This is a genomic window from Streptomyces sp. NPDC016640 (genome assembly GCF_043076215.1).
Taxonomy (GTDB): Bacteria; Actinomycetota; Actinomycetes; order Streptomycetales; family Streptomycetaceae; genus Streptomyces.
In genome coordinates this window covers 142,133-166,024 of record NZ_JBIBRG010000014.1, presented here as the reverse complement: position 1 = coordinate 166,024, position 23,892 = coordinate 142,133, and the positions used below count along the sequence as shown (strand labels likewise).

Annotated in this window: 25 protein-coding genes and 1 pseudogene; 18 read left to right on the top strand and 8 right to left on the bottom strand. The window is 75.1% G+C overall.

The annotated features are described in order from the left end of the window. The first annotated feature begins 88 nt into the window (after positions 1-88). From ACF07S_RS26215 to ACF07S_RS26205, 3 genes are read left to right on the top strand one after another with little or no spacing between them, the layout of a single operon-like run. Entirely contained in the window at positions 89-556 is a 468-nt protein-coding gene (locus ACF07S_RS26215) for a hypothetical protein (RefSeq protein WP_391975248.1), read from the top strand. Between the two features lie 20 nt (positions 557-576). Continuing rightward, complete coding sequence (locus ACF07S_RS26210; protein WP_391965857.1) at positions 577-1,455, top strand: SDR family oxidoreductase; 879 nt, start codon at positions 577-579, stop codon at positions 1,453-1,455. Further along, the gene (locus ACF07S_RS26205; RefSeq protein WP_391975247.1) at positions 1,452-2,216 is read left to right on the top strand and encodes a methyltransferase; all 765 of its coding nucleotides are present in this window, start codon (positions 1,452-1,454) and stop codon (positions 2,214-2,216) included. The genes ACF07S_RS26210 and ACF07S_RS26205 overlap by 4 nt, the downstream gene beginning before the upstream one ends. Here ACF07S_RS26205 and ACF07S_RS26200 read toward each other — a convergent pair. The 6 genes from ACF07S_RS26200 to ACF07S_RS26175 all read right to left on the bottom strand — a co-directional run bounded on the left by ACF07S_RS26200 (position 2,185) and on the right by ACF07S_RS26175 (position 7,488). Next, the gene (locus ACF07S_RS26200) at positions 2,185-3,273 is read right to left on the bottom strand and encodes a B12-binding domain-containing protein (RefSeq protein WP_391975246.1); all 1,089 of its coding nucleotides are present in this window, start codon (positions 3,271-3,273) and stop codon (positions 2,185-2,187) included. The genes ACF07S_RS26205 and ACF07S_RS26200 overlap by 32 nt on opposite strands. Further along, complete coding sequence (locus ACF07S_RS26195; RefSeq protein WP_391975288.1) at positions 3,270-4,880, bottom strand: PP2C family protein-serine/threonine phosphatase; 1,611 nt, start codon at positions 4,878-4,880, stop codon at positions 3,270-3,272. The genes ACF07S_RS26200 and ACF07S_RS26195 overlap by 4 nt, the downstream gene beginning before the upstream one ends. 384 nt (positions 4,881-5,264) lie before the next feature. Beyond that, complete coding sequence (locus tag ACF07S_RS26190) at positions 5,265-5,687, bottom strand: ATP-binding protein (RefSeq protein WP_391965860.1); 423 nt, start codon at positions 5,685-5,687, stop codon at positions 5,265-5,267. Between the two features lie 75 nt (positions 5,688-5,762). Beyond that, the gene (locus tag ACF07S_RS26185; RefSeq protein WP_391965861.1) at positions 5,763-5,912 is read right to left on the bottom strand and encodes a hypothetical protein; all 150 of its coding nucleotides are present in this window, start codon (positions 5,910-5,912) and stop codon (positions 5,763-5,765) included. Between the two features lie 92 nt (positions 5,913-6,004). Continuing rightward, the gene (locus ACF07S_RS26180; RefSeq protein ID WP_391965862.1) at positions 6,005-7,081 is read right to left on the bottom strand and encodes a DUF6745 domain-containing protein; all 1,077 of its coding nucleotides are present in this window, start codon (positions 7,079-7,081) and stop codon (positions 6,005-6,007) included. Between the two features lie 80 nt (positions 7,082-7,161). After that, entirely contained in the window at positions 7,162-7,488 is a 327-nt protein-coding gene (locus ACF07S_RS26175; protein ID WP_391965863.1) for a hypothetical protein, read from the bottom strand. A gap of 219 nt (positions 7,489-7,707) precedes the next feature. Between ACF07S_RS26175 and ACF07S_RS26170 the strand changes: the two genes are divergently transcribed. The 7 genes from ACF07S_RS26170 to pgm all read left to right on the top strand — a co-directional run bounded on the left by ACF07S_RS26170 (position 7,708) and on the right by pgm (position 15,374). Next, complete coding sequence (locus tag ACF07S_RS26170; protein WP_391975245.1) at positions 7,708-8,664, top strand: STM4015 family protein; 957 nt, start codon at positions 7,708-7,710, stop codon at positions 8,662-8,664. Positions 8,665-8,819: 155 nt separating this feature from the next. Next, positions 8,820-10,028 carry an STM4014 family protein gene (locus ACF07S_RS26165; RefSeq protein WP_391965865.1) on the top strand — a complete coding sequence of 403 codons (1,209 nt, stop codon included), beginning with the start codon at positions 8,820-8,822 and terminating at the stop codon, positions 10,026-10,028. A 61-nt stretch (positions 10,029-10,089) separates the two neighbouring features. Beyond that, complete coding sequence (locus tag ACF07S_RS26160; protein WP_391975287.1) at positions 10,090-10,911, top strand: STM4013/SEN3800 family hydrolase; 822 nt, start codon at positions 10,090-10,092, stop codon at positions 10,909-10,911. Next, entirely contained in the window at positions 10,908-12,284 is a 1,377-nt protein-coding gene (locus ACF07S_RS26155) for an STM4012 family radical SAM protein (RefSeq protein WP_391965866.1), read from the top strand. The genes ACF07S_RS26160 and ACF07S_RS26155 overlap by 4 nt, the downstream gene beginning before the upstream one ends. A gap of 10 nt (positions 12,285-12,294) precedes the next feature. Further along, entirely contained in the window at positions 12,295-13,203 is a 909-nt protein-coding gene (locus ACF07S_RS26150) for an STM4011 family radical SAM protein (protein ID WP_391965867.1), read from the top strand. Next, the gene (locus ACF07S_RS26145; protein ID WP_391965868.1) at positions 13,200-13,628 is read left to right on the top strand and encodes a hypothetical protein; all 429 of its coding nucleotides are present in this window, start codon (positions 13,200-13,202) and stop codon (positions 13,626-13,628) included. The genes ACF07S_RS26150 and ACF07S_RS26145 overlap by 4 nt, the downstream gene beginning before the upstream one ends. Positions 13,629-13,733: 105 nt before the next feature. After that, entirely contained in the window at positions 13,734-15,374 is a 1,641-nt protein-coding gene (pgm, locus tag ACF07S_RS26140) for a phosphoglucomutase (alpha-D-glucose-1,6-bisphosphate-dependent) (protein WP_391975244.1), read from the top strand. A 65-nt stretch (positions 15,375-15,439) separates the two neighbouring features. On the opposite strand, the gene ACF07S_RS26135 is transcribed toward pgm, so the two are convergent. Then, complete coding sequence (locus ACF07S_RS26135; RefSeq protein ID WP_391975243.1) at positions 15,440-15,934, bottom strand: hypothetical protein; 495 nt, start codon at positions 15,932-15,934, stop codon at positions 15,440-15,442. A gap of 370 nt (positions 15,935-16,304) precedes the next feature. Here ACF07S_RS26135 and ACF07S_RS26130 point away from each other — a divergent pair, with 370 nt between their 5' ends. From ACF07S_RS26130 to ACF07S_RS26105, 6 genes and pseudogenes are all read left to right on the top strand, one after another. Continuing rightward, the gene (locus ACF07S_RS26130; RefSeq protein WP_391965871.1) at positions 16,305-16,832 is read left to right on the top strand and encodes a MarR family winged helix-turn-helix transcriptional regulator; all 528 of its coding nucleotides are present in this window, start codon (positions 16,305-16,307) and stop codon (positions 16,830-16,832) included. A 224-nt stretch (positions 16,833-17,056) separates the two neighbouring features. Next, entirely contained in the window at positions 17,057-18,052 is a 996-nt protein-coding gene (locus ACF07S_RS26125) for an alpha/beta fold hydrolase (protein WP_391965872.1), read from the top strand. Positions 18,053-18,116: 64 nt separating this feature from the next. Continuing rightward, positions 18,117-18,527: an AraC family ligand binding domain-containing protein gene (locus ACF07S_RS26120; RefSeq protein WP_391975242.1), complete on the top strand. Its 411-nt coding sequence runs from the start codon at positions 18,117-18,119 to the stop codon at positions 18,525-18,527. Between the two features lie 64 nt (positions 18,528-18,591). Continuing rightward, complete coding sequence (locus ACF07S_RS26115; RefSeq protein WP_391975241.1) at positions 18,592-19,857, top strand: glycosyltransferase family 4 protein; 1,266 nt, start codon at positions 18,592-18,594, stop codon at positions 19,855-19,857. Next, a complete protein-coding gene (locus ACF07S_RS26110; protein ID WP_391975240.1) occupies positions 19,854-20,654 on the top strand; it encodes a transferase in 801 nt (266 codons plus the stop codon). The genes ACF07S_RS26115 and ACF07S_RS26110 overlap by 4 nt, the downstream gene beginning before the upstream one ends. Before the next feature lie 36 nt (positions 20,655-20,690). Then, positions 20,691-21,130, top strand: a pseudogene (locus tag ACF07S_RS26105) (DUF2264 domain-containing protein); the annotation flags it as partial. 34 nt (positions 21,131-21,164) lie between these two features. Here ACF07S_RS26105 and ACF07S_RS26100 read toward each other — a convergent pair. Next, the gene (locus tag ACF07S_RS26100) at positions 21,165-21,887 is read right to left on the bottom strand and encodes a hypothetical protein (protein WP_391975239.1); all 723 of its coding nucleotides are present in this window, start codon (positions 21,885-21,887) and stop codon (positions 21,165-21,167) included. Between the two features lie 768 nt (positions 21,888-22,655). Between ACF07S_RS26100 and ACF07S_RS26095 the strand changes: the two genes are divergently transcribed. Together ACF07S_RS26095 and ACF07S_RS26090 are read left to right on the top strand one after the other, a co-directional pair. Beyond that, complete coding sequence (locus tag ACF07S_RS26095; protein WP_391965877.1) at positions 22,656-22,829, top strand: hypothetical protein; 174 nt, start codon at positions 22,656-22,658, stop codon at positions 22,827-22,829. Between the two features lie 195 nt (positions 22,830-23,024). After that, entirely contained in the window at positions 23,025-23,879 is an 855-nt protein-coding gene (locus ACF07S_RS26090; RefSeq protein WP_391975238.1) for a hypothetical protein, read from the top strand. Positions 23,880-23,892: the final 13 nt, after the last annotated feature.

Below are 23,892 nucleotides of genomic sequence, written 5' to 3'. Positions count from 1 at the left end.
CACATATCGGGCTGACACACCGGACCGGCCGCGCCCTTTCCGGCCGCTGCGGGACCGGCACCCAACTACCACAGGCGGAGGCGAGACGATGACCGGACACGAGGGCCCCGACCGCGCCCACCAGCGCCCCGAGGGCGTCAGCGACGAGACGGTGGAGGCGCTCGGATCGCTGTCGAAGGCACTGGAGACGACCGAGCGGGCCCGGGGCCACCTCTACAGCTTTCACCAGCTGACCGGCACCGCCGACCTCGAACTGGACCGGGCGGTCGAACTGCTGCACAAGGCCGGGCACCCGGACTGGGCCGAGACGGTGCGCACCCAGGTGCTGGGCCGCAACGTGATCCCCGGCCACTGGACGTTCCAGATCGTCGAGGCCTACAACGCCGGCTACTACCAGCCGTTCAGGGAACTCGAGCAGGCCGCCGTCGAGGAACTGGCCGAGGGCCGCGACCACCTGTACGAGGCCGAGATGAAGGAGGCCCGCCGCACCGTCGGTCACCCCGACCACACCGCCCGCCCCGGTACCACCCGCGAGGACCGCACGGACCGTGGCTGAGCCCACGAAGGGAACGCCCGATGAACGCCCACCCGCTCCGCGACCGCGCCGTCGTGATCACCGGGGCCGCACGCGGGGTCGGCGCGGCCCTGGCCCGTGACCTCGCCCGGCGCGGTGCCCGTCCGGCGCTGCTCGGTCATGAGCGGGCGGGCCTGGAGGCGGTGGCCGCCGGTCTGGCCACCGAGGCACTGGTCCACGAGGTCGACGTCACCGACGAGGCCGCCCTGGCGGATGCCGCTGAACTGGTCAGGACGCGTCTCGGCACCCCCTCCGTCGTGGTGGCCAACGCCGGTGTCGCGGAGGGCGGCCCGTTCGCCACCTCCGACCCCGCCCGCTGGCGGCGCGTGATCGACGTCAACCTGACCGGCAGCGCGGCCACGGCCCGCGCCTTCCTGCCGGACCTGCTGGCGACGCGGGGCTACTACCTGCAGATCGCCTCCCTGGCCTCGATCGGCGCCGCACCGATGATGAGCGCCTACTGCGCCTCCAAGGCGGGGGTGGAGGCCTTCGCCCACTCCCTGCGCGCCGAAGTGGCGCACCACGGCGTCGCCGTCGGCATCGGATACCTGAACTGGATCGACACCGACATGATCCGCGACGCGGACCACCACACCGTCCTGCGCGAACTGCGCGGCAACATGCCGCCGCCGGCCCGGCGCGTGTACCCGGTGGACTGGGCCGCCGACCGGCTCGGAGCGGCCGTGGAGCGCCGCAGCACGGCCGTCTACCTGCCCCGCTGGCTGCGGCTGGCGCAGGTGGCGCGGGCCGCGCTGCCGCCGGTGGTGCTGCGGGTGGCCCGCCGTGAGCTGGCCCGCCTGGAGGCCGAGGACCCGATGGAACACACGGGGCTCCTCGGCCACGGGGGCGCGGCCGACTCGGCGTCCCGCACCCGGCGATGACCCGGTCCGCCCGTCCGGCCCCGTCGCCCACCGGAGCCACCACGGCCCTTCTGCGCGACGAGCGTCTCGCCGCCGCCTTCGACCACGCCGCCCGCAGCTACGACGTACTGGTCGCCGCCAACCCCGGCTACCACGCCCATCTGCGCCGCTCCGCACGCCGCCTCGGACTGCCGCGCGGGGGCGAGGGGATGCGCGTGCTCGACCTCGGCTGCGGCACCGGAGCCTCGACCGCCGCGCTCGCCGCCGTACTGCCGGGCGCGCGGATCACCGCGGTGGACGCCTCCGCGGGCATGCTGGAGCGGGCCGCCGCCAAACCGTGGCCGCCCGGTGTCACCCTCACCCGGGCACCGGTGGAAAGGCTCGCGGAAGCCGGTGTGCGCGGGCCGTACGACGCGGTGTTCGCCGCCTACCTGTTCCGCAACGTCACCGACCCCGACGCCGTGCTCGCCACGGTGCGCGGGCTGCTGGCGCCCGGCGGACGGCTGGGCGTCCATGAGTACGCCCTCGGCGGACGCCGCCTGGACCGCGCGGTGTGGACACTGGTGTGCCGGGGCATCGTGCGGCCCGTGGCCGGCGCGCTGGGCGACGGCGAGCTGTACGGCCATCTGTGGCGCAGCGTGGTGGAGTTCGACACCGCCGGCCGCTTCGCGGACCGGCTGCGGACCGCGAGGTTCGACCGGGTCCGCGTCCTGCCCCTGCCCGGCTGGCAGACGGGCATCGCCCACACCTTCACCGGCCGGCGACCCCCTCCGGAAGGGTGACGGGGGCGGGCCGGCCGCCGAGCAGCGCCGCGCCCCGGTGGACCAGGCGGAGACCGCGGGGGAAGTCGCGCAGTTGCCCGGCCAGGATGTCCAGGCCGGCCACCAGGGGGTGCACCGGAACACCCCGTGCGGACAGCACTCCGGCCGTCCAGCCCAGGAACCCGGTGAACACCTCCGCGTCGTCCACGTACAGGGCGGTGACCAGGAAGTCGACGATGTGACCGAGGTCCTCCGCGGTCCGCTCCCGCTGTGCCTCGCTGTAGCCGCGCACGGCGGGAAGACGCTTCTCCAGTTCCGCCAGCGTCTGCCTGACCAGGCGGCCGCGCGACTGCGCCACCATGGTGTACTCCTGATCGACCAGGTGCGGCAGGCCGTCGACCGCCTGCCCGATCGCCGTCGGCCGCGGCAGCCCCTTCTCCAGCACGGCGGCCGCGCCGCGGGCGTCCGCGGCCCACGCGTCGGCGCCGAGGGCGCGGGCGAACCGGCCGTCCTCGCCGAAGGCCATGCCGCCGGCCAGCACGGGTACGCCGACGGCCTGGCAGGCGGTGATGGCCGTGTGCGCCGCCGGCAGCTGGGTGGGGATCGAGCCGGAGAGCAGGACGGCGTCGGAGTTGGTCCGGTGCTGGTGGGCGACCAGGCGCGGCGTGGGCGTCTGGGCCCCGAGGTAGTCGACCCGCCAGCCCCGCAGCCGCAGCACCTCGGCGACGAGGCGGGCGGGAAAGGCGTGCCATTCGCCGTCGACGCAGGTGACCGTCACCCGCCCGCGGTGGACGGGGACGGGCCCGCCCACCGCCGGACGGTGCACGAGTGCGGTGATCACCCGCTCGTTGATCGCCGTCGCGGCGTGTTCCTGGGCCACGGTGATCCGGTCGGCGGCCCACTCGACGCCGATCCTCTCCTGTACCGCAGCGACGACGTCGAGCAGCAGGCCCTCCTCGTCCCACCCGCCGGCGAGACCGGCGCGGACGCTGCCGACGGCGTCGTACTCGTTGCCGTCGAGGACCGCCCGCCAGAGCCCTTCGCGCAGGCCGGCGGCCGGAGCGCGTGTCCCGCTCACCCGTTCCTCCCCGCGGGCGCGCCGTCGCCGGCGTGTCCGTCACCACCGGCCGACGGGCCCGTACGGGGCGCGCTGACGGCGACGGCGGCCATGTCGTCGTGGTCACCGGAGCCCAGCCACTGCGCGGCCAGCATCTGCACCCGCTCGACGATCGCCTCGCCCGGCATGCCCGCGCACTCCACCAGCGCCCGGCGCAGCCGGTGTTCGCCGAAGAACTCGTCGCCCAGGGGACCGCCGCGGGCCTCGGTGATGCCGTCGGTGTAGAGCAGGCAGGTCTCCCCGGGAGCGAGCACCGTCTCGGCCGTCCGCACCGTCACGGCGGGCAGCGCGCCGACCAGGGTGCCGTGCGTGTCCACCTCCTCGACCCTGCCGTCCGTGCGGACGACGAGCGGGGGCAGGTGCCCGGCACTGGTCAGTCTGAGCCGTACACCGCTGCCGTGGCGCTTCACCGAGGCCAGCACCAGGGTGGCGAACCGGGTGTGGTGCGAGGTGAGCAGGGCCCCGTTCAGCAGGCTCAGGACCCGCTGGTGGTCGGAGGCCAGCGGCAGCAGCGCGTGCAGGGTGTTGCGTATCTTGCCGGTCAGCACCGCCGCGTCCAGGCCCTTGCCCGCCACGTCGCCCAGCACGACGAAGGTCTCCTGGGAGGCGTCGGCGCCGGGGTGGACGTCGTAGAAGTCGCCGCCGACCCGTTCGTGGTCCATGGCGGTGCGGTAGCGGCCCGCGTACTCCACCCCGTGCACGCCGGTCAGGGTGGGCGGCAGCAGTTCCCGCATGAGCGTGGTGGTGATCGCCGTCTGCTCGCTGTACAGGCGCGCGGCCGACAGCGCGGTGCCCGCGCGTGCGGCGAAGAGCCGGGCGAAGGCCTCCTCGTCGGGGGTGAACGCCCGCTCGGTGCCGGAGCGGAGCAGGATCAGCGCGCCGGCGGGCGATCCGTGACCGGCAAGCGGGGCGACGAGGACGGAACCGACCGGCCCGGCGAAGCCCGCCGGGATCGCCCAGCCGGGGATGCCGCCGGGGTCGATCCGGCGGGCCGGCACCGGCGGGAACCCGCGGAGGGCCTCGTCCAGCCCCGGGACGCCGTGCGGATCGATCCGGCGGATCTCCTGGACCGCCGGCCCGCCGCGCCGGGCGTGGGTGACGGCGTACCGGTGGCCGACGGGCGGGGTGATGAGGACGGCGGCGTCGGCGAGATGCTCCGCGGCCATCTGCGCGGCGACCTCCGCGCAGCGTGGCACGTTCAGCGACGACAGCAGGGTGCTGAAGAGGACGGTGAGGATGTCCGCCCGGTCCCGGGCGGTGCGCAGCGTCGCTTCCGCCAGGTCGCGGCGGGGATCGTCGACCAGCCACCACGCCACTCCGCCGCCGGCCGGGGTGGGGCGGGCCTGGTAGAAGCGGTCACCGATCTTCCCGGCGGGCGGCACCGTCGATCCGTCGCGCGTCCCGTGGACGTGGTCGCGGTGCGCCTCCGACAGCCAGGACGGCAGCGCGTCCGGCCCGGGGCGTCCGTCGGACGGACCCGGCAGGAGCAGCCGAGCGGCCCCGTTGCGGTGCACGGCACGGCCGTTCATGTCGAGCACCACCACCGGATACGGGGCGTCGTCCCACATCGGGGCGGAGCCGACGCCGAGGTCGCGCGGGTCGGCCGATGAGCCGGGGGAAGAAATCAAGGTGTGGAGGCACGCGCCGTGCGCACCCCACCCCCTCTCTGCCAGAGAAGCGGAGTCCGACAGCCACGGTCCCCCATCCGTGCCCCGGGTGGCAACCCACCCTGTCCACGGCGGGCCGCGCGGCTGGGCACCCCCGGGACCCCGCACCACGCCGGGTGCCTCACCGTGGGCCGCCCGGCCGGCACCGGTGCGTGAGCGGCGCGTGCGGCCACGGGCCCCGCGCCGGCCGGCCCGACCTCGCTCACGGGCACCGGCGCCGCGAGGACGAAGCCGGCCGTGCCCCGGCCCGGGGCCCGCCCGGGCCGGCCGTCGCGTGAGGCCCGCTCAGCGTCGGGTGTCCTCCGGCTCGGGCGCCCGGAAACAGGCGGTGACGGTCTTGCCGTGCGGGCAGGGGCGGGCCTCCCACGAGTCGGCCAGCGCGTCGACCAGGAACATGCCGCGACCGCCGACACGTTCGGCGCTCGGTCCCCGTGGTGCCGGCAGAGTGGCCGAGGCATCGTGCACCGAGATGTGCAGACAGTCGTTGTCCCAGGACATGACCAGCTGCGCGGCGCTGCGGGCGTGTACGTGGGCGTTGGTCACCAGCTCCGAGACGGTCAGCAGCACGTCGTCCGCCGTCTCGGGAGCGGCATCGGCCCAGCCCAGCGTGTCGAGGTGTTCGCGTGCCCAGTCCCGGGCCTCCTTCACCCCGCGGTCCATCGGCAGCGAGCGCGCCCAGCCCACTGTCCGGACCGATGACTCCTTCATGATGGTCCTTCCCGGTCGAGGCCACGCGGCCCGGGCGATGCGTGCCGGGCCGCGCGGAGGCAGGATCGGCGTGGATCAGCGGTGGCCACCGCGGAACCGGCCCAGCAGCCGCTGGGCCTGGGCCCGGCGCCGGGGGTCGGCCGCGGCCCGCCGCACCTGCTCGGTGGTGCGCCGCCCCTGGGGGCTCCTGGCGAACCGTTTGATGCGCTCCAGCATGCTCGGCATGGGGGGCTCCTTTCCCTCTGCGTCCGACAGGTCCTTGCCGTACTCCGCCTACCCCCTGAGGGCGGAGACAGCCCTGCGGACGGCCGGACGGCTCACGTCTCCTCCAGCGGCTCGTACACCTCGGCTCCCAGACCGAACGTCCAGGCCACCCCTTCCCGGGCCGTACGGGTCGCCGGCGGCACGCGCAGCCAGTACGTGCGGTGGGTGCCGTCCGGTTCGGGGGTGGAGTTGAGGACCTCGACCATGACGACCGGTTCGTCGTCGGGCAGCGTGATGCGCCAGAGCGTGCCCGTGCCGTCCCGGTGCACGGGCTGCGCGCCGGAGTCGGCCAGGTAGCGGTCGTACCCGTAGTACTCGAGCATCACCCGCCGCAGCTCGGCGTTGCCCTCCTCCCGGATCCGCTCCGGTGTGAGAGTGCGCAGCTCCTCCAGGAAGGCGCGCGTCACCGGCATGCCGCGCCAGGCGCACAGGGCGAAGCCGTCGGGGAACTCCAGGGCGGGGCCGTCGCCGTGGTCGAGCCGTCCGGCCTCGTCCCGGTGCAGGCCGACCGGCCGTTCGCACACCACCGCCACCTTCTCGAACGGCCACCACCAGCCGGCGCTGCGGCACACCAGGGCCGGACCGGCGAGCGCGGACCCCTCGGAGTGCAGGGCGGCCAGCCACGGCGCGTCGTGCTGCCCGAGCAGCGCGTCCAGCAGGACCAGCCCGACCTCCGTGCGGGCGGCCCGGTCGTCGGCGGCGAGGTCGTCGAGCACTCCGGTGCGGATCCGGTCGACCAGCGCCTGTGTGGCGTCCCACAGGGCACCGCCGGTTTCCGACCAGCGCCGGGACCAGCCGGCCGCACCCAACTCCTCGTGCAGACGCCGGCGTTCGGCAGCCCACGGCGCCGTGCGGACCGCCTCGCGCACACTCGCCCCGAAGCCCGTCCCCTGCCGTATCAGTGTCACGCCCTCGCGCGGCGACCCGGCCCAGACCACGCGCTCCGGCTCGGCCAGTCCGGCGTCGCGGTACGCCAGCCGGATGCCCTGTTCCGCCGCCGCACGGTCGGCCGGCACGGCGGCCACCGCCCACGCGCGCCAGCGCGCCGTCCCGTCCGCCCGGTCCCCGCCCGCCTCGCCCGCGAAGCCCCCGGTCACCGCCGTCGCCCCGCTCTCCCGCGTGGTCGTCATCGTCGATGTCCCCTGTTCCCTGTTCCTTGTTCCCTGCCCGGTCGTGGTGTCTTCCGCGGTCGCCGCGGTCGCCGCGGCCGTCAGTCGGCCACCAGCCGCACCGAGCCGGGCACGTACTCCCGCTGCCGGACGACGCGGAACCAGCCCTTGGGCAGCGCGATCGCGGCATGCTCCTCGTGGACCACCCGGCCGCCCTCGGGCAGATGTAGCAGGAACGGCCCGTACGGGCCCGGCTCGCGGACGAGATCGCCCCGGCCGAGCACCGCGTGCGCGTGCCCGGTGACCTCCCCCAGCGCCAGCACGAGCCGGCCCCTGGCGTCGCGCGGCTCCCTGGGCGCGTCCGGGACGTGGGACGGCACCGCCTCCTCGGCGACGGGCACGATCAGCACATCTCCCTGCCGGTACATGACTCTCCCCTCGCTCCGGCGCACGGTGCTCCGGAACCCACCGCAGACAGTACGAGCGGCCACTGACAACGGGCCGTCACCAGCCCCGCCGCCGGGCGTTGTCAGTCGCTGTTGGTAGAACTGCTGCACGCATCGCCGGACGGCCCGCACCCCGTGCTCCCGTGACGGCCGTGTCCACGCGTCACCTCTTCCAGCCTTCGCACGACAGGAGCAGCCCGGATGACCATCGGTAGCCACCTCGAGGAGCTGTACGGCCTCCCCGTCTTCACGTTCCCCGGGCGCGAGGAGCCGACGAGGCTGCCCGAACCCGAGGCCGTGGCCTGGCGGCTCGCCGCCGGGACGTACGACGGCGAGGGGAACTGGGTGGAGACCCTCGGCCGCTTCTGCGCCGAGGTCGACACCACGCGGGTCCGCGCCCTGGTCGTCGGCCTCTGGGAGGACGCGTACGATTCCGGCCCCACCGACGTCATCGAGGCACTGGTGGCCGCACGTGACCGGCTGCCCGCCCTGCGGGCGGTGTTCCTCGGGGACATCGTGTTCGAGGAGTGCGAGATCTCCTGGATCAACCAGACCGACGTCACACCGCTGCTGGCCGGTTTCCCCGCGCTGGAGGAGTTCGGCGTGCGCGGCGGCCAGGGCCTGGCGTTCCCCGCGATGCGCCATGACGCGCTGCGCAAGCTGGTCGTGGAGACCGGAGGTCTCCCGGTGGAGGTCGTCCGCGGGGTCGCCGCCAGCGAACTGCCCGCACTGGAACACCTCGACCTGTGGCTCGGCACCTCCTGGTACGGCGCCGACAGCGAGGTCACCGACCTCGAACCGATCCTCTCCGGCGCCCGGCTGCCCCGGCTGCGGCACCTGGCCCTGCGCAACAGCGAGATCCAGGACGAGATCGCCGCCGCCGTGGCCGCCGCCCCCGTGGTCGCCCGGCTCGAAGTGCTCGACCTGTCCATGGGCACCCTCGGCGACGACGGCGCCACCGCGCTCCTCGGCGGTCAGCCGCTGACCCATCTCAAGAAGCTGGACCTGCACCACAACTACCTCAGCGAGGCCCTCCGGCAGCGCATACGCGAGACGCTCGGCCCCGTGGGCGTCGAGGTGGACCTCGACAGGGACGACGCCGACTGGGACGAGGACGACGACGGCACCGTCCACCGCTACGTCTCCGTGGGGGAGTGAGCACGGCGTGAACCGCTCCCCCTCCCGTCCGGCGCGCTTGCGCGGACTGCCCGTGCACCCCTTCGGCGACGCCGGGAGAGGACCGGGCCACGGCGCGGGCCCGCCCGGGCCCGCCACGGTCGCCCGGCGCGGCTCCCACCGGCCCGGGGAGCGCCATGCCGCGGTCGGGGAATGATCCGGGGGCGGCCGGCCCGCCCGTACGGTTCGCCGTCGTGGGCAACCCGGAGAACCGCAGGACGGCCCTCTTCGCCGACGCCGTGCGCGCGGCCGGACTGCCCGCACCGCGCATGGTGGCCTGGGAGGAGGTACTGCGCTCGGGCGGGGCCGACTTCGCCGCCGACGAGACCGTCCGGCTCGACTCACCCGGGGAGAACCCCGAGGTCGACCGTCTGCTGCGGGACGCCTGGGACCCCACCCGGGTGGAGGGCTCGGCCCGCTGGTACCGGCGGTTCGTCCGGGCGGCGCGTGGCCTGCGCGGCGGCCTCCGGCTCGACGACGCCGACGAACTGGCCGTCCTGTTCGACAAGCGGCGCTGCCACGCCGTCCTCGCCGCGGCGGACGTGCCCGTGCCCTGGTCGCCCACCTCGGGTCCGGCCGCCGCACCGGTGGCCGGCTGGGACGACGTACGCGCCGCCATGCGCGACCACCGCATGCCGAGGCTGTTCGTCAAGCTCGCGCACGGCTCCTCCGCCTCCGGGGTGCTCGCCGTGGAGGCGTCGGGCCAGGACCGGATCAGAGCCACCACCTCCGTCGAACTCACCCCGGAGGGGCAGTTGTTCAACTCCCTCACGGTGCGCCGCTACGAACGGGAGCGGGACATCGCCGCCATCGTGGACGCGCTCGCCCCGGACGGACTGCACCTGGAGCGCTGGCTGCCCAAGGCCTCGCAGCAGGGCCGCGCCGCCGATCTGCGGGTCGTGGTGGTGGCCGGCCGAGCCACCCACGCGGTCGTCCGCACCAGCAGCACCCCGCTCACCAACCTCCACCTCGGCGGCAGCCGCGGCGACCTCGACGCCGTACGCGGCGCCGTCGAGGCGGCCGGCGGCCGCTGGGCGGACGTCCTCACCGTGTGCGAACGCGCCGCCGCCTGCTTCCCGCGCACCCTGTGCGTGGGCGTCGACCTCCTCCCGGCCGTCGGCTGGCGCCGGTTCGCGGTCGGCGAGGTCAACGCCTTCGGCGACCTGCTGCCCCGCCTCACGGGGCTGCCGGGCAGCGGAGCCGAGGGCCTCGACACCTACGCGGCCCAGGTCGCGGCGGTCCTGCGCCGCACCCGCCCGGGCACCGCAGCCGGCACCGGCCGCCGGCCCCCCGATCACCACGGGCACCGCCAGCACAGAACGGGAACCACCCATGTCAGCGCCTGAACCGACCCCCGAGCCCCCGGCGCACCACCCGCACGGGGCCGCCGCGCCGGGCCACCCGGACATGAACCGGATCGTCGGCAGCCACGACATCCTGCTCGTCACCCTCGACACGCTGCGGTACGACGTCGCCGCCGAACTCGCCGCCGCCGGGCGCACCCCGAACCTGGCCCGCCGCCTGCCCGGCGGCCGCTGGGAGAAGCGGCACGCCCCCGGCAGTTTCACCTACGCCTCCCACCAGGCGATCTTTGCCGGCTTCCTGCCCACGCCCGCCGAGCCGGGCCCGCACCCGCGCCTGTTCGCGGCACGGTTCGCCGGCAGTGAGACCACGGCCGGGAACACCTTCGTCCACGACACCCCCGACCTGGTGTCCGGGCTCGCGAACGAGGGGTACCGCACGGTGTGCGTCGGCGGAGTGGGCTTCTTCAACAAGCGGGGCCCGCTCGGCTCGGTGCTGCCCGGTCTCTTCCAGGAGTCCCACTGGGAACCGGAGTTCGGCGTCGCCTCGCCCACCTCGTTCGAGGCCCAGGTGGCCCGCGCGGAGCGGGTCGTACGCGAACTGCCCCACGAACAGCGCCTGTTCCTCTTCGTCAACGTGGCCGCACTGCACCAGCCCAACTGGTTCCACCGGCCCGGCGCGACCCGCGAGGACGGCGACACCCGCGACACCCACGCCGCCGCCCTGGAATACGTGGACCGGCACGTCAACCGGCTCTTCACCGCCGTGAGCAGCCGGCGCCGCTGCTTCGCCGTCGTCTGCTCCGACCACGGCACCGCCTACGGCGACGACGGCTACACCGGCCACCGCATCGGCCACGAGTCCGTGTGGACCGTGCCCTACGCCCACTTCGTCCTGGACCACACCCCCGCCGAGGCCGCCCGATGACCACCGCCGCCCGCCCCCAGCCCGGCACCCCCGGCACGAGCACCGCGAGCCCTTACCAGAGCTACGTCTACGCCTATCCGCACAAGACCGCCTACCGCGCGCTCCCCGACCGCCCCCGCCTCGCCGCCCTCTGGGCCGCCGAACCCAAGGACGCCCTCTCCCTCTACCTGCACATCCCCTTCTGCGAAGTCCGCTGCGGCTTCTGCAACCTGTTCACCCGCATCGGCGCCCCGGACGGCCTGACCGGCGCCTATCTGGACGCCCTGGACCGGCAGGCGACCGCCGTGCGGCAGGCCCTGGGGGACCGGGACCCGGTACGGTTCGCCACCGCGGCCTTCGGCGGCGGCACCCCCACCTTCCTCACCGCCGCCGAACTGGAACGGCTGTGCGACATCGCGGAGCACCGGATGGGCGCCGACCTGCGCGCGGTCCCGCTGTCGGTGGAGGCCTCGCCCGCCACCGCCACCGCCGACCGGCTCGAGGTCCTGGCCGCACGCGGCACCACCCGTCTCAGCCTGGGCGTGCAGAGCTTCGACGACACCGAGGCCCGTGCCGCCGTACGGCCCCAGCGCCGCGCCGACGTCGAGGCGGCCCTCGGCCGCGTCCGCGACGCCCGGATCCCCGTCCTCAACATCGACCTGATCTACGGCATCGACGGCCAGACGGACCGGACCTGGCTGCGCTCCCTGGACGCGGCCCTCGCCTGGCACCCCGAGGAGCTGTACCTCTACCCCCTCTACATACGCCCCCTCACCGGCCTCGGCCGCCGCGCCGGCGAGGCGGACCCGGCCTGGGACGAACAGCGGCTGCGGCTGTACCGCCTGGGCCGCGACCACCTCCTGGCGCACGGCTACGAGCAGCGGTCCATGCGGATGTTCCGCCGCGCCGGCGCCCCGCCGCAGGGCGCGGACGACTACGCCTGCCAGACCGACGGCATGATCGGTCTCGGCTGCGGTGCCCGTTCCTACACCGCCCGGCTGCACTACTCCTTCGACTACGCCGTCGGCATGCACGAGATCCGCGGCATCGTCGACGACTACGTCTCCCGCCCGGCCGCCGACTTCGCCCACGCCGAGTACGGCCGCCGCATCGACACCGACGAGGCCCGCCGCCGGCACCTGCTGCAGTCGCTGCTCCAGGCGGACGGCCTCGAACTCGCCGAGTACCGCGCACGCTTCGGCGGCCGGGCACCGACGGACGACTTCGCCGCCGAGCTGTCCCGCTTCGCCGGCCGGGGCTGGCTCGCGGACGACGGCCCGCGCGCCGGCGTCCTGCGGCTGACCCCCGAGGGCCTGGCCCACTCCGACGCCATCGGCCCGGAGCTGTTCTCCCCGGCCGTACGGGCCGCCATGGCCGCCTACGAGCGGAAGTGAGTCCCCTCCGATGGACCTGACCCTGCTCTACCGGGGCCCGCTGGCCTCCTGCGACTACGACTGTCCGTACTGCCCCTTCGCCAAGCGCCGCGACAGCCGGGAGCAACTGAGCGCGGACCGCGCCAGCCTGGAGAGATTCACCGACTGGGCCACCGCGCAGACCACCGACCGGCTCTCCCTCCTCTTCACCCCCTGGGGCGAGGGCCTGGTCCGCTCCTGGTACCGGCGCGCCCTGACACACCTGTCCCACCGGCCGCACATCCGCCGCGTCGCCATCCAGACCAACCTCAGCTGCCGCACCGACTGGATCACCGGCGCCGACCTCGACACGCTCGCCCTGTGGTGCACGTACCACCCGGGCCAGACCCCCTACGACCGCTTCCTGGCCAAGTGCCGCGAACTGGACCGCGTCGGCGCCCGGTTCAGCGTCGGCATCGTCGGACTGCCCGGGCACCTCGACGCGGCCCGCCGGCTGCGCGCCGAGCTGCCGGACCGGGTGTACCTGTGGGTCAACGCCGCCGAGGGCCACACCTACGACGACGCCGAGGCCGACCTGTGGACCGCGCTGGACCCGTTGTTCCCCTACAGCCGCCGCCCCCACACGAGCGCGGGACTGCCCTGCCGCACGGGGGAGTCCGTGATCTCGGTCGACGGCGAGGGAACGGTCCGCCGCTGCCACTTCGTCCGCGCGGAACTCGGCAACCTCTACGACGGCACCTACCGGCAGGCGCTGCGCCCCCGCCCCTGCCCCCTGACCACCTGTGACTGCCACATCGGCTACGTCCACCTCGAAACGCTGCCGCTGTACGACGTGTTCGCGGGCGGAGTGCTGGAACGGATCCCGGCCGCGCCCGCACGGCACGGACGACGCGACGCGACGTGTTTGCCGTCGGAGTCAGCGGCAAGTCGGTGTCCATGAGTGAAGAGAACAAGAACTCCCACCAGAAGAACGCGTCCACCCGTACCACCGCCACCAAGACCCGCGAGGCCACGGGCAAGGTGACCGCACCCGCCGGTCGGGCGGCGAACGGCGCCGCGGCCAAGGCGGGTGACGCCGCGTCAGCGGCCACGTCGGGCACCGAGCGCGCCGCCCAGATGGCGAGCGGCGCCGCGCAGACCGCGGCCAAGGGCGTCGAGGCGGGCCGTCGCGCGGTCGTCGCCACCTCGGGGCAGGTCGCCGCCGGCGCCAGGACCGCCTGGACGGTCATCGCCAACCGCCGGCTGGTCGCCGCCGGCGCCGCCGCCGGCCTGACCGCGCTGACCGCCGCCTCCTACGCGGTCGGCCGCCGCGCGGAGCGCCACACCCACGGCCCCCTCACCCGGATGACCGGCGGCCGGATCTGACGCCGGGGCGGCCGGGCGGGGCCGGGTCCCGCTCGCGCGGTGCGGCCCCGAGGGGGAAAGATGTGTCCGCAAACGAAGAACCGACCCATGCCAAGGAGTGGGCACATGCAGCACGAGCGAGCGGGCGGCCCGGCCGGTCCCGAGGATCTCGTCGACGTCGCTCGGCTGGTCACGGCGTACTACGCGCTGCACCCGGATCCCGAGGACCCGGGGCAGCGCGTCGCGTTCGGGACGTCCGGACACCGCGGCTCCTCCCTGGCCGCCGCGTTCAACGAGGACCACATCGCCGCGACCAGCCAGGCCATCTGCGAGTACCGCGCCGGCCAGGGCACCGACGGACCCCTCTTCCTCGGCGCCGACACCCACGCGCTGTCCGAGCCCGCCCGGGTCACCGCCCTCGAGGTGTTCGCGGCCAACGGGATCACGGTGCTCATCGACAGCGCCGACGGCTACACCCCGACCCCCGCGGTCTCGCACGCCATCCTCGCCCACAACCGGGGGCGCGCCACGGGCCTCGCGGACGGCGTCGTCGTCACCCCGTCCCACAACCCGCCCGCCGACGGCGGGTTCAAGTACAACCCGCCGAGCGGCGGCCCCGCCGGCTCGGAGGCGACCGGCTGGATCCAGGACCGGGCCAACGACATCATCCGCGGCGGCCTGAAGGACGTCCGCCGCATCCCCTGGGCCCGCGCCCTCGCCGCGCCCGGCACCGGCCGCTACGACTTCCTCGGCGCCTACGTCGCCGACCTGCCGGGCGTGCTGGACCTCGACGCGGTCCGCGCGGCCGGCGTCCGTATCGGCGCCGACCCGCTGGGCGGCGCGTCCGTCGCCTACTGGGGCCGGATCGCCGAACAGCACCGCCTGGACCTGACGGTGGTCAATCCGCTCACCGACCCCACCTGGCGGTTCATGACCCTGGACTGGGACGGCAGGATCCGCATGGACTGCTCGTCGCCGCACGCCATGGCGTCCCTCATCGGGCAGCGCGACCGCTTCGACATCTCCACCGGCAACGACGCCGATGCCGACCGGCACGGCATCGTCACCCCGGACGCCGGGCTGATGAACCCCAACCACTACCTCGCCACGGCGATCGGCTACCTCTACGCGCACCGCGAGCAGTGGCCGGCCGCGGCCGGGGTCGGCAAGACACTGGTGTCCTCCGCGATGATCGACAGGGTCGCCGCCGACCTGAAGCGCGAACTGGTCGAGGTGCCCGTCGGGTTCAAGTGGTTCGTGGACGGACTGGCGGGCGGTACCCTCGGCTTCGGCGGCGAGGAGTCGGCCGGTGCCTCCTTCCTGCGCCGGGACGGCTCGGTGTGGACCACCGACAAGGACGGCATCATCCTGGCGCTGCTCGCCTCCGAGATCACGGCGGTCACCGGCAGGACGCCCTCCGAGCACTACGCCGCGCTCACCGCCCGGTTCGGCGAGCCCGCCTACGAGCGGATCGACGCGCCCGCGACCCGCGAGGAGAAGGCGCGCCTCGCGAAACTCTCCCCCGCACAGGTCACCGCCGACACCCTCGCGGGGGAGGCGGTCACCGCGGTGCTCACCGAGGCACCGGGCAACGGCGCGCCGATCGGCGGCATCAAGGTGACCACGGACAGCGCCTGGTTCGCCGCCCGCCCCTCCGGCACCGAGGACGTCTACAAGATCTACGCCGAGTCGTTCCAGGGTCCCGGCCACCTCCGCCGGGTGCAGGAGGAGGCCAAGGCCGTGGTCCTCGCGGCACTGGGCGGCTGAACCGCGCCCCTCCCGCCGCTTCCCCGGGGCCCGTCCCCCTCCGCCCTTCCCGGTGGCCGGGCGGGTCAACCGGCCCGGCCACCGGGAAGGGCGGAGGGGGACGGAAAGGTGAGCCCGGGCGGCAGGGACGTGGCGGTGGGCAGTTCCGCGGGTGCCTCCTCGGACTGCTGCAGGACACTGTCGCCGGGTCCCGCGTCCGGTGTGCTCGCACCGGTGGACAGCTGGGACCACGCGCCCAGGGCCAGGGCGATCGCGGCGGCCGTGCCCACCACGCGGCCGGCACGGCGCAGCCGGGCGTGCCCGTCCAGGTCCCGCCAGGACGGGCCCTCCCACGGATCGTCCGGATGCCACAGATCACCGACCGGCTCGACGCCGGCGGGGCGCGGCGGCCGTGGCCGCCACCCCTCCGCGCGCCGGCGCGCGGAGGGCTCCCTGGGGGCGGTGGCGCGGATGGCGTCCTCGGTGTCGGTGAGGAAGCGCTGCCAGACGTCCTCGGGCAGGAACGGCGTACCGTCCCGCCCCTCCGGTGTCCCGCCGTCGTCCGGCCTCCGCGCGCCCACGTCCGTCCATTCCTCTCGTGTGCGGGAGCCGGACGACGGTCTCCCGGCCCGCCCGGCACAATCCCGGCAGGATCATCGCACAGCGCGAAAACAGAGGAGCGGACGACCGGGCCGCCGGCATCCCCCGCCCCTCCCGCCGCGCTTCGCGCGGACCCGTCCGGGCGCCGGACCCGATACGGGCCGGACCCGCGCGGGTCCGGTGAGCGGGCCGGCCGGGAGGCCGTCCCGCGCGAGGATCTGGTCCGGCATGCCGGGGGACCCGCCCGGTGACGACGCCGTGGTGCCCCTGCCGCGCCGCCAGCGGCACCGGGGCGGGGACCCGCGCCCACCGAGCAGGTGAGCGGCGTGTCGGGAGAGGTACAAAGGACACATGCCGGAGTGTGGGAGCCCCGCCGGGCCCGTGGACGACGTCGAGGCGGTCACCCGTGCGGTGCTGACCGCCTCGCGGCTCCTGGTGGCGGTCTCCGCGCGCTCCCTCGCCGCGGTCGAGGACCGGGTGACGCTGCCGCAGTTCCGGATGCTGGTGGTGCTCTCCACCCGCGGCGCCACCAAGCTGGTGGTCCTCGCCGGCCTGCTCCGGGTCGCCCCGTCCACGGCGATGCGCATGGTCGACCGGCTGATCGCGGCCGGGCTCGCCGACCGGCGGACCAACCCCGCCAACCGCAGGGAGACGCTGCTGCGGCTCACCGATGAGGGCCGGCGCACGGTCGAGGACGTCACCGCCCGGCGCCGCGCCGAGATCGCGGCGATCGTCGAGCGGCTGGCCCCGCGGCAGCGGGCGGCGCTGGTCGAGGCGCTCTCCGCGTTCAACGAGGCCGGCGGCGAGCCCCTCGTCCGCGACCCGGAGCCGCCCCCGCTCGGCTGGTCGGCGGACGGTTCCCGCGTACCCGGCGGGTGAGCGGGCCGACGGTCCCGTCCGCGGCCGGTGTGCACCCGGCCCCCACCACGGGCGCTGCCCCACGGCCCGCGTACGCCGCGACCACGAGCGCTGCCCCACCGTCCGCGCTTGCCGGACCGGCAAAAGCCTTTGTCCTCGCCACTCCGCCGCGTCCATGCTCGACGAATGATCCGCGGCGCCGTGCCACCGAGGGGCCGGCGATCCCGGACGACCCTGGAGGCCACATGTCACAGCACCCGGCGAACGAGCCCACGCACCGCCTGATCCCCTCGCCCGCGGGCCGGCTCCACGTGGTGGAGCAGGGCAGCGGGCCCCTGGTGCTGCTCGTCCACGGCTTTCCCGAGTCCTGGTACTCCTGGCGCCACCAGCTGCCGGCCCTGGCCGCGGCCGGCTACCGCGCGGTGGCCGTCGACGTCCGCGGCTACGGCCGCTCCTCCAAGCCGGCCGCCACCGACGCCTACCGCATGCTGGACCTGGTGGCGGACAACGTCGCGGTGGTGCACGCCCTGGGCGAACGGACCGCCGTGGTCGTCGGACACGACTGGGGATCGCCCATCGCCGCGAACTCCGCCCTGACCCGGCCGGACGTCTTCCGCGCGGTGGCCATGCTCAGCGTCCCGTACACCCCGCGCGGCGGCCCGAGGCCGAGCACGGTCTTCGCCTCGATGGGCGGGGACGAGGATTTCTACGTCTCCCACTTCCAGGAGCCCGGCCGCGTGGAGGCCGAGATCGAGCCCGACGTACGCGGCTGGATCGCCGGACTCTACGCGGCCCTGTCCGCCGACACCATGTCCGGGGCCGGCGGACCCGACCCGCACTTCGTCGCCCCGGGCGGCGCCCTCCGCGACCGCTTCCCCACCCACGGGAGGCTGCCCGGCTGGCTGAGCGAGGCGGACCTCGACGTGTACGCCGCGGAGTTCGAACGGACGGGCCTGAGCGGGGCCCTGGCCCGCTACCGGAACATGGACCGTGACTGGGAGGACCTGGCCGACCACGACGGCGCCCCCGTCACCCAGCCGTCCCTGTTCATCGGCGGTGGTCTGGACGCGTCCACCACGTGGATGGCCGACGCGATCGACGCCTTCCCCGTCACGCTCCCCGGCCTGGTCGCCTCCCACATCCTCGACGGCTGCGGCCACTGGCTCCAGCAGGAACGCCCGGTGGAGACCAACCGCATCCTGACCGACTGGCTCGCGGCCCTGCCCGCAGCCGCGTGTTAGGTTCCCCTGCGACAGACGACCGCGGACCACCGGCGCGTCCACGCACAGGGGACGGTGACACCTCATGACGCCAGAAGACGGCGACCCCCGCGGCGACGCCGTCCCCCTGCCCCGGATCCTGTACGACACGGCCGCGCCGGCCGCCCCCGGCGGCCCGGCCGCCGGGGCCCTGTGGCGGCTCGCCGAGCCCGGACGTCAGCTCGACGCCAATGTCGTACGCCTGCCGCCCGGGCACCGGGTCGACACCCATCGCGAACCCGACCTCGACGTGCTGCTGCTCGTCCTCGGGGGCACGGGCGTGCTGACCGCCGCCGACGGTACCCACTCGCTCCCGGCCGGCACCCTGACCTGGCTCCCGCACGGCTCCACCCGGAGCCTGGCCGCCGGGCCCGAGGGCATGAGCTACCTCACCGTCCACCGGCGCCGGCCCGGCATGCGAATCCAGCGCCGTCAACCGGCAGTTCATCGCATGTGACCATCGAGGCCACGAAGTGATAACAACGGACAACTCCTGACCGCCCGGTGCGGTCTAGTCCGCCATGAAGATCTCTTTCCTGATCCACAACGCCTATGGGATCGGAGGCACGATCACCACCACGTTCAACCTGGCGGGGGCACTGGCCGAGCGGCACGACGTGGAGGTCGTCTCGGTGTTACGGCACCGGGAGCACCCCCACCTCACCCCGCACCCCGCAGTGCGACTGCGGGCACTGGTGGATCTGCGGCGGGAGCGGGACCACCCCCTGCACGGCAGACCCGCCAAGGTGTTCCCCTCCGCCGAGTACCGCCACCACCAGTACAGCGAACTGACCGACCGGCGGATCGCCGAGTGCCTGGCGGACACCGACGCCGACGCCGTCATCGGCACCCGCCCCGGGCTCAACGTGCACCTCGCCCTCCAGGCCCCGCGGCGGGTCGTACGCGTCGGACAGGAGCACCTCACCCTCGACAACCATCCGCCCGCGCTGCGCACCGCGCTGCGCCGCGCCTACCGCCGGCTCGACGTGCTCACCACCGTCACCGAGGCGGACGCCGACCGCTACCGGCGCACGATGCGGCTGCCCGGCGTGCGGGTGGCGGCACTGCCGAACAGTGTCCCCGACCCCGTGCTGCCCGCCTCCGACGGCACCGCCAAGGTCGTGATCGCGGCCGGCCGGCTGGTCCCGGTCAAGCGGTACGACCTGATCATCGAGGCGTTCGCGCGGGTCGCCGCCGAGTTCCCCGACTGGCAGCTGCGCATCTACGGCAAGGGCGAGGAACAGGACCGGCTGCGCGCGCGGATCGAGACGCTCGGCCTGTGGAACAACGTCTTCCTCATGGGCGCGGCGACCCCCATTGAAGCCGAGTGGGTCAAGGGCTCGATCGGGGCCGCCGCGTCCGACTTCGAGCCGTTCGGCATGACCATCGTCGAGGCGATGCGCTGCGGGCTGCCCGTCGTGAGCACCGACTGCCCCTACGGGCCAGGAGAGATCATCAGGGACGGCGAGGACGGCCGACTGGTGCCCGTCGGGGACGAGGGTGCCTTCGGCGCGGCCCTCCTGGACCTGGTGCGCGACGACGAGCGGCGCCGCCGCATGGGCAGGGCCGCCCTCGACCACGCGCGCCGGTTCGCCCCCGGCCCGGTCGTCGGGCAGGCCGAACGCCTCCTCCGGGACGCGATCGAGGCCGGAGCCGGCGGACGGCGCCCCGCGGCCGGACCCGGCGGGCCGCACCACATCCTGCGCACCCAGGGCCACGCCGCCCGTGACCTGGCCCGCGCCACCGCGTCGAACGTGCTGCGCACCGTACGGAGGGGACGCCGATGAGCACGGTCCGCACCCACTGTTCCGTCGCCGCGGACGGAACGATCACCTTCCGTCTGCGACCGCCGGCGGACGCACCCCTGCGGCTGCTGCTGGTGCTGCGCCCCAAGAAGGGCACGCCCGAGGAGACGACCCACACCCTCGGCCTCGAAGCCCGCGGCGACGACGGCGAGTTCCACGCCGTGCTGGAACCCCGGCCGCCGCTCGCGGAGGGCCGCTGGGACGCGTACCTGCTGCGCGGCACGGACACCGGACGCGAGCGGCTGCGTCCCGGACTGCGCGACCTGCGCGAGCTCGTCGACGGCGGCACGCGTGAGCGGACGTCACCGGTCGCCGTCAGGGTGCCCTACGCCACCAAGGACGGCTTCCTCGCGATACGGACCTGGCTGCGCACCGCCCACGCGGAGGCGGGCCCCCTCGACGTCGACGGCCGGACGATGACGGTCCGCGCCCGCCTGCACGGCGCCGGACTCTCCGAGGGGGCCGAGCTGGCCGTGCGGCCGAGGGGAGGCGAGGGCGCCGAGCGCACCTTCCCCGCACGGCCCGCCTCCGACGGCGCCTTCCGCGCCACCGTCGCCCTCGCGGAACTGGCGGCCGGGGCCGCCGGCACCCGCTTCTGGGACGTCTTCGTGCGCCCCGGCGGCGGCGCGCCGCTGATCAGGATCGGCCGGCTCCTCGACGACGTGGCCGACCGCAAGGGGGTGTTCGTGTATCCGCGGGTCACCGTGGACGGGTCCGCGATACGCCCCTACTTCACGGTCGACAACGACCTCGCCGTCGAGGTGACCGCCCCGCGCTGAACCCCGGCGGCACCAGTGTGACCGACGCTCCGTCAGGCGGCGGCCCGGCAGCGGGCGCTGGAACTGCTGGACGGCTGGTACCGGGGGGGGCTGGTACGCCGACGGGGACGACCGCGCCTTCGACCACTGCAACGACTGGGCCCTGCACCTCTGCCCGGCGCCCGACGCCCATCTGTCAGGCGACGGGGAGGCGGCGGCCTGCGCCACTTCCTCGACCGGGGCGCGCCGGCCGCCGACGGCCTGCTGTCCCTCAGGCGACGCGGGCCGACGGCATCGTACGGCTGCACAACCACGGCAGCGACCATGTGCGCCCGCACGGGGGCGAGGCGGCGGCCGAGGACGCCCCGCACCACGGATGCCAGGCCTGCTCCACGCGCACCGGTCCTGCCGCGCGTCGGCACCTCCGTGCACGTCGCTCCGGTCGCCCGGGCCGGCGGTACGGCCCGCACCCGGATCCCCTTCGGCCCGGTGACGGTGCGTCACACGGAGCGGTGAGCGGGTGCGGCGGCGTCAGGCCGCCGCCGTCTCCTCACCCGTCGTCCGCTCGGTGCCGTCGGGCGCCGTGTAGAACACCGAGGTGCCCTGCTTGGTGCGCTGGGCCTGGTTGCGGGCGACCAGGCCCTCCAGGGTGCCGCGCACCACCGTGGTCCTGACGGTGCGCCCGGGGTGCGCCTGCTCGAGGGCGGCGGTGATCTCCGCCGCCGAGCGCGGCTCGCGCTGCTCGCCCAGGTGCCGGCGGACGAGGTCGACCAGCCTGGGCCCGTCCGCCGTGGCCGCCTGCGACGTGGGCCGCTCCGCCTTCGGCGCGGACGAGGCGCCCGCCGGCTTGCCCGACGCGGTGCGCGTGCCCGCCTTCCTCGCCCGCTTCGGCTTGTCCGCCGCCGCCGGCTTGGCGCCGGTCCTCCTGCCGGCCTTGCGCGGTGCCGGGACGCTCGCGCCGTCCGGCGCCGAGCCGGCCCCGGACGCGGCGGTGGGCTCGGCAGTGTCCGTGTCCCCGGCGGTACCGGCGGGCTCGGACGTGCTCACCCGCTCGGCGGGTGCCGTGAGGCCCAGCGCCTGCCGCATGTTCACCAGGAGGGTGCGGTCGCGCTGAAGCGCGGTCAACTGCTCCTGCAGGGAGGCGATTTCCGCGGTGACGCGCTCCTGCTCCCGGACGTTGCGCTCGAGGTCGTTCGCGACCTGGGCGGCGTACTGCGACGTGAGGTCGGTGACGGCGGCCGAGTTCTCGGACATGGCGGTGCCTCTTTCTTCGTCATGGTTCCCCTGGTGGCCAGTCATGGTACGGCCGCGTGCGGTTGACCGTTTCTGCTGACGGCTCCCGGTTGACGTCCCTCCTGCGGTGCGGGAGAGGACGGGACCGGCCCCAACGGCCGGTTCGGCTCGAACACGAAACATCAGCGGTGTGGGGATCGGGCACGCCGACGTCGGCGTCCGGACGGGCCGCGGCCACAGCGACATCACCGAGCCGCGGGCCCGGCCGACGGACCGCGGTCCCGCGGGACGCCTATCCGCGACACCTGCCCGGACGGCATCGGCCTCGCCGACGGAACACGCAACTCCACAGTGGGGGACCCGGCCTTCCGCGACACCGGTGCCGGCGCGCTCGCGGTGTGGGCGAGCACGTGCGCCAAGGACCCGTCCGCCGGCATCGGCCACGACAACCGCCTCCGTCACCGCACCGTGCACCCGCCCTGGCGTGCCGTCGGCATCGCGGCCCACGGCGGCCACGGCGGCACCGTCCGGAGCAACCCGGTCCACGACACCGTGAACCACCCGGGCCTCACGCCCGCGACCGACCACGACCCCTGCCCCTCCCCGGACAGCCCCTCATCGCCGAAGCGGCCTGTACCGCACCGGCGGCGCCCACCGGGACGAGGACCAGGAGGCCGGTGCGATCACCCCGTCCGCCCGGGGACCGGACGCCCCGGGAGCGGTGATCCGCGACGCCGGCGCCCACGGCTCGGCCCACGACGGCATCCGGTCCGAGACGGGCGGGCAGCCGTGCCGGACGCCCGGATCAGCGGCGCCACCACCGGCAGGCCCACCCACGGGTCCGGCATCCCGGCCATGGGCGGCGCCCGCGGCAGCGCCACCCCGACGGACGTCACCATCACCGGTTCGGCCGAAGGGGACGTGGCGACCGCACCCGGCTCGCCGTTCGTGTTCGACCGGTGACGCCCGGACCCGCGCGCTACTCCGTCCGGCGGGCCCGTACTCCACCCGGAGTGCGGGTCTGTCACCCGAACGGGTGGCCGGACGCGGTCCTCCGGGCCCGGGGCAGCCGTGCCGGGGGAGCGCGGGCGGAGGGACCCGCCCGGAATCGCGCGGGCAGCCGACGCGTTGCGCAGTGGTCGAAGTCAGGCTGAGGGCATGGCCTCATCGACCCACTGCCCGCACCGTCCGTGTCACCGCGCTCCGTCCCGGGCCGGCCGGGGGACCGGTGTCCCCGTCCCGGCGCGCGGCCGGGCGGCGGTGCCCGCCGCCGTCCTCGTCGTGCTGGCCGTCCTGACCGGGTGCGGGGCGGTCACCGGCACCACCGGACGGGAGCTCCCGGCGGTCGCCGTGACGGCGGCCGGTCCACCCGGCACCGCGCACACCGGGCAGGGCCGGACCGGTGCCGCGGCGCGGCACCGCCCGCCGGCCCGCATCCCCGGCCTGGGCCCCCGTACGCTGGCGTGGATCCCCGAGAACGCCCGTCAGGTGGTCGTCGTCACCGGCAGGGGCAGGGACGCCAACCGCTCCGAGGCCGTGCTCCACCAGCACACCGGCACCGGCTGGGAGGCGGGTCCGGTGTGGCCCGCGCGCAACGCCCTCAGGGGCTGGACCGACGATCACCGTGCGGGGGACCTGCGCTCACCCGTCGGCGTGTTCTCCCTCGGCGACGCCGGCGGACTGCTGCCCGATCCCGGCACCGCGCTGCCGTACGACCGGTCGGCGGGGTTCGCCGTCGGCGGCACGGGCTTCGCGGGGGAGCCGCTGGCCGGGTCCTTCGACTACGTCATCGCCATCGACTACAACCGCGTGCCGGGCACGTCCCCGCTGGATCCGACCCGTCCGCTCGGTGCCGGCAGGGGCGGCGGCATCTGGCTGCACGTCGACCACGAGGGGCCCACCCAGGGGTGTGTGAGCCTCGCCGAACGCCACATGAGGGAACTGCTGCGCATCCTCGACCCCGAGCTGCACCCGGTGATCGTCATGGGCGACGCCCCGGCCCTGCGCCGGTGAACGGGACCGCGCC

What these genes read in the sequence shown, in the direction of transcription:
- ACF07S_RS26215 (WP_391975248.1), top strand. Translation starts at nt 89, where the DNA reads ATGACCGGACACGAGGGCCCCGACCGCGCCCACCAGCGCCCCGAGGGC.
- ACF07S_RS26210 (WP_391965857.1), top strand. Translation starts at nt 577, where the DNA reads ATGAACGCCCACCCGCTCCGCGACCGCGCCGTCGTGATCACCGGGGCC.
- ACF07S_RS26205 (WP_391975247.1), top strand. Translation starts at nt 1,452, where the DNA reads ATGACCCGGTCCGCCCGTCCGGCCCCGTCGCCCACCGGAGCCACCACG.
- ACF07S_RS26195 (WP_391975288.1), bottom strand. Translation starts at nt 4,880, where the DNA reads ATGTGGGACGACGCCCCGTATCCGGTGGTGGTGCTCGACATGAACGGC.
- ACF07S_RS26190 (WP_391965860.1), bottom strand. Translation starts at nt 5,687, where the DNA reads ATGAAGGAGTCATCGGTCCGGACAGTGGGCTGGGCGCGCTCGCTGCCG.
- ACF07S_RS26185 (WP_391965861.1), bottom strand. Translation starts at nt 5,912, where the DNA reads ATGCCGAGCATGCTGGAGCGCATCAAACGGTTCGCCAGGAGCCCCCAG.
- ACF07S_RS26180 (WP_391965862.1), bottom strand. Translation starts at nt 7,081, where the DNA reads ATGACGACCACGCGGGAGAGCGGGGCGACGGCGGTGACCGGGGGCTTC.
- ACF07S_RS26175 (WP_391965863.1), bottom strand. Translation starts at nt 7,488, where the DNA reads ATGTACCGGCAGGGAGATGTGCTGATCGTGCCCGTCGCCGAGGAGGCG.
- ACF07S_RS26170 (WP_391975245.1), top strand. Translation starts at nt 7,708, where the DNA reads ATGACCATCGGTAGCCACCTCGAGGAGCTGTACGGCCTCCCCGTCTTC.
- ACF07S_RS26165 (WP_391965865.1), top strand. Translation starts at nt 8,820, where the DNA reads ATGCCGCGGTCGGGGAATGATCCGGGGGCGGCCGGCCCGCCCGTACGG.
- ACF07S_RS26160 (WP_391975287.1), top strand. Translation starts at nt 10,090, where the DNA reads ATGAACCGGATCGTCGGCAGCCACGACATCCTGCTCGTCACCCTCGAC.
- ACF07S_RS26155 (WP_391965866.1), top strand. Translation starts at nt 10,908, where the DNA reads ATGACCACCGCCGCCCGCCCCCAGCCCGGCACCCCCGGCACGAGCACC.
- ACF07S_RS26150 (WP_391965867.1), top strand. Translation starts at nt 12,295, where the DNA reads ATGGACCTGACCCTGCTCTACCGGGGCCCGCTGGCCTCCTGCGACTAC.
- ACF07S_RS26145 (WP_391965868.1), top strand. Translation starts at nt 13,200, where the DNA reads ATGAGTGAAGAGAACAAGAACTCCCACCAGAAGAACGCGTCCACCCGT.
- pgm (WP_391975244.1), top strand. Translation starts at nt 13,734, where the DNA reads ATGCAGCACGAGCGAGCGGGCGGCCCGGCCGGTCCCGAGGATCTCGTC.
- ACF07S_RS26130 (WP_391965871.1), top strand. Translation starts at nt 16,305, where the DNA reads ATGCCGGAGTGTGGGAGCCCCGCCGGGCCCGTGGACGACGTCGAGGCG.
- ACF07S_RS26125 (WP_391965872.1), top strand. Translation starts at nt 17,057, where the DNA reads ATGTCACAGCACCCGGCGAACGAGCCCACGCACCGCCTGATCCCCTCG.
- ACF07S_RS26120 (WP_391975242.1), top strand. Translation starts at nt 18,117, where the DNA reads ATGACGCCAGAAGACGGCGACCCCCGCGGCGACGCCGTCCCCCTGCCC.
- ACF07S_RS26115 (WP_391975241.1), top strand. Translation starts at nt 18,592, where the DNA reads ATGAAGATCTCTTTCCTGATCCACAACGCCTATGGGATCGGAGGCACG.
- ACF07S_RS26110 (WP_391975240.1), top strand. Translation starts at nt 19,854, where the DNA reads ATGAGCACGGTCCGCACCCACTGTTCCGTCGCCGCGGACGGAACGATC.
- ACF07S_RS26100 (WP_391975239.1), bottom strand. Translation starts at nt 21,887, where the DNA reads ATGTCCGAGAACTCGGCCGCCGTCACCGACCTCACGTCGCAGTACGCC.
- ACF07S_RS26090 (WP_391975238.1), top strand. Translation starts at nt 23,025, where the DNA reads ATGGCCTCATCGACCCACTGCCCGCACCGTCCGTGTCACCGCGCTCCG.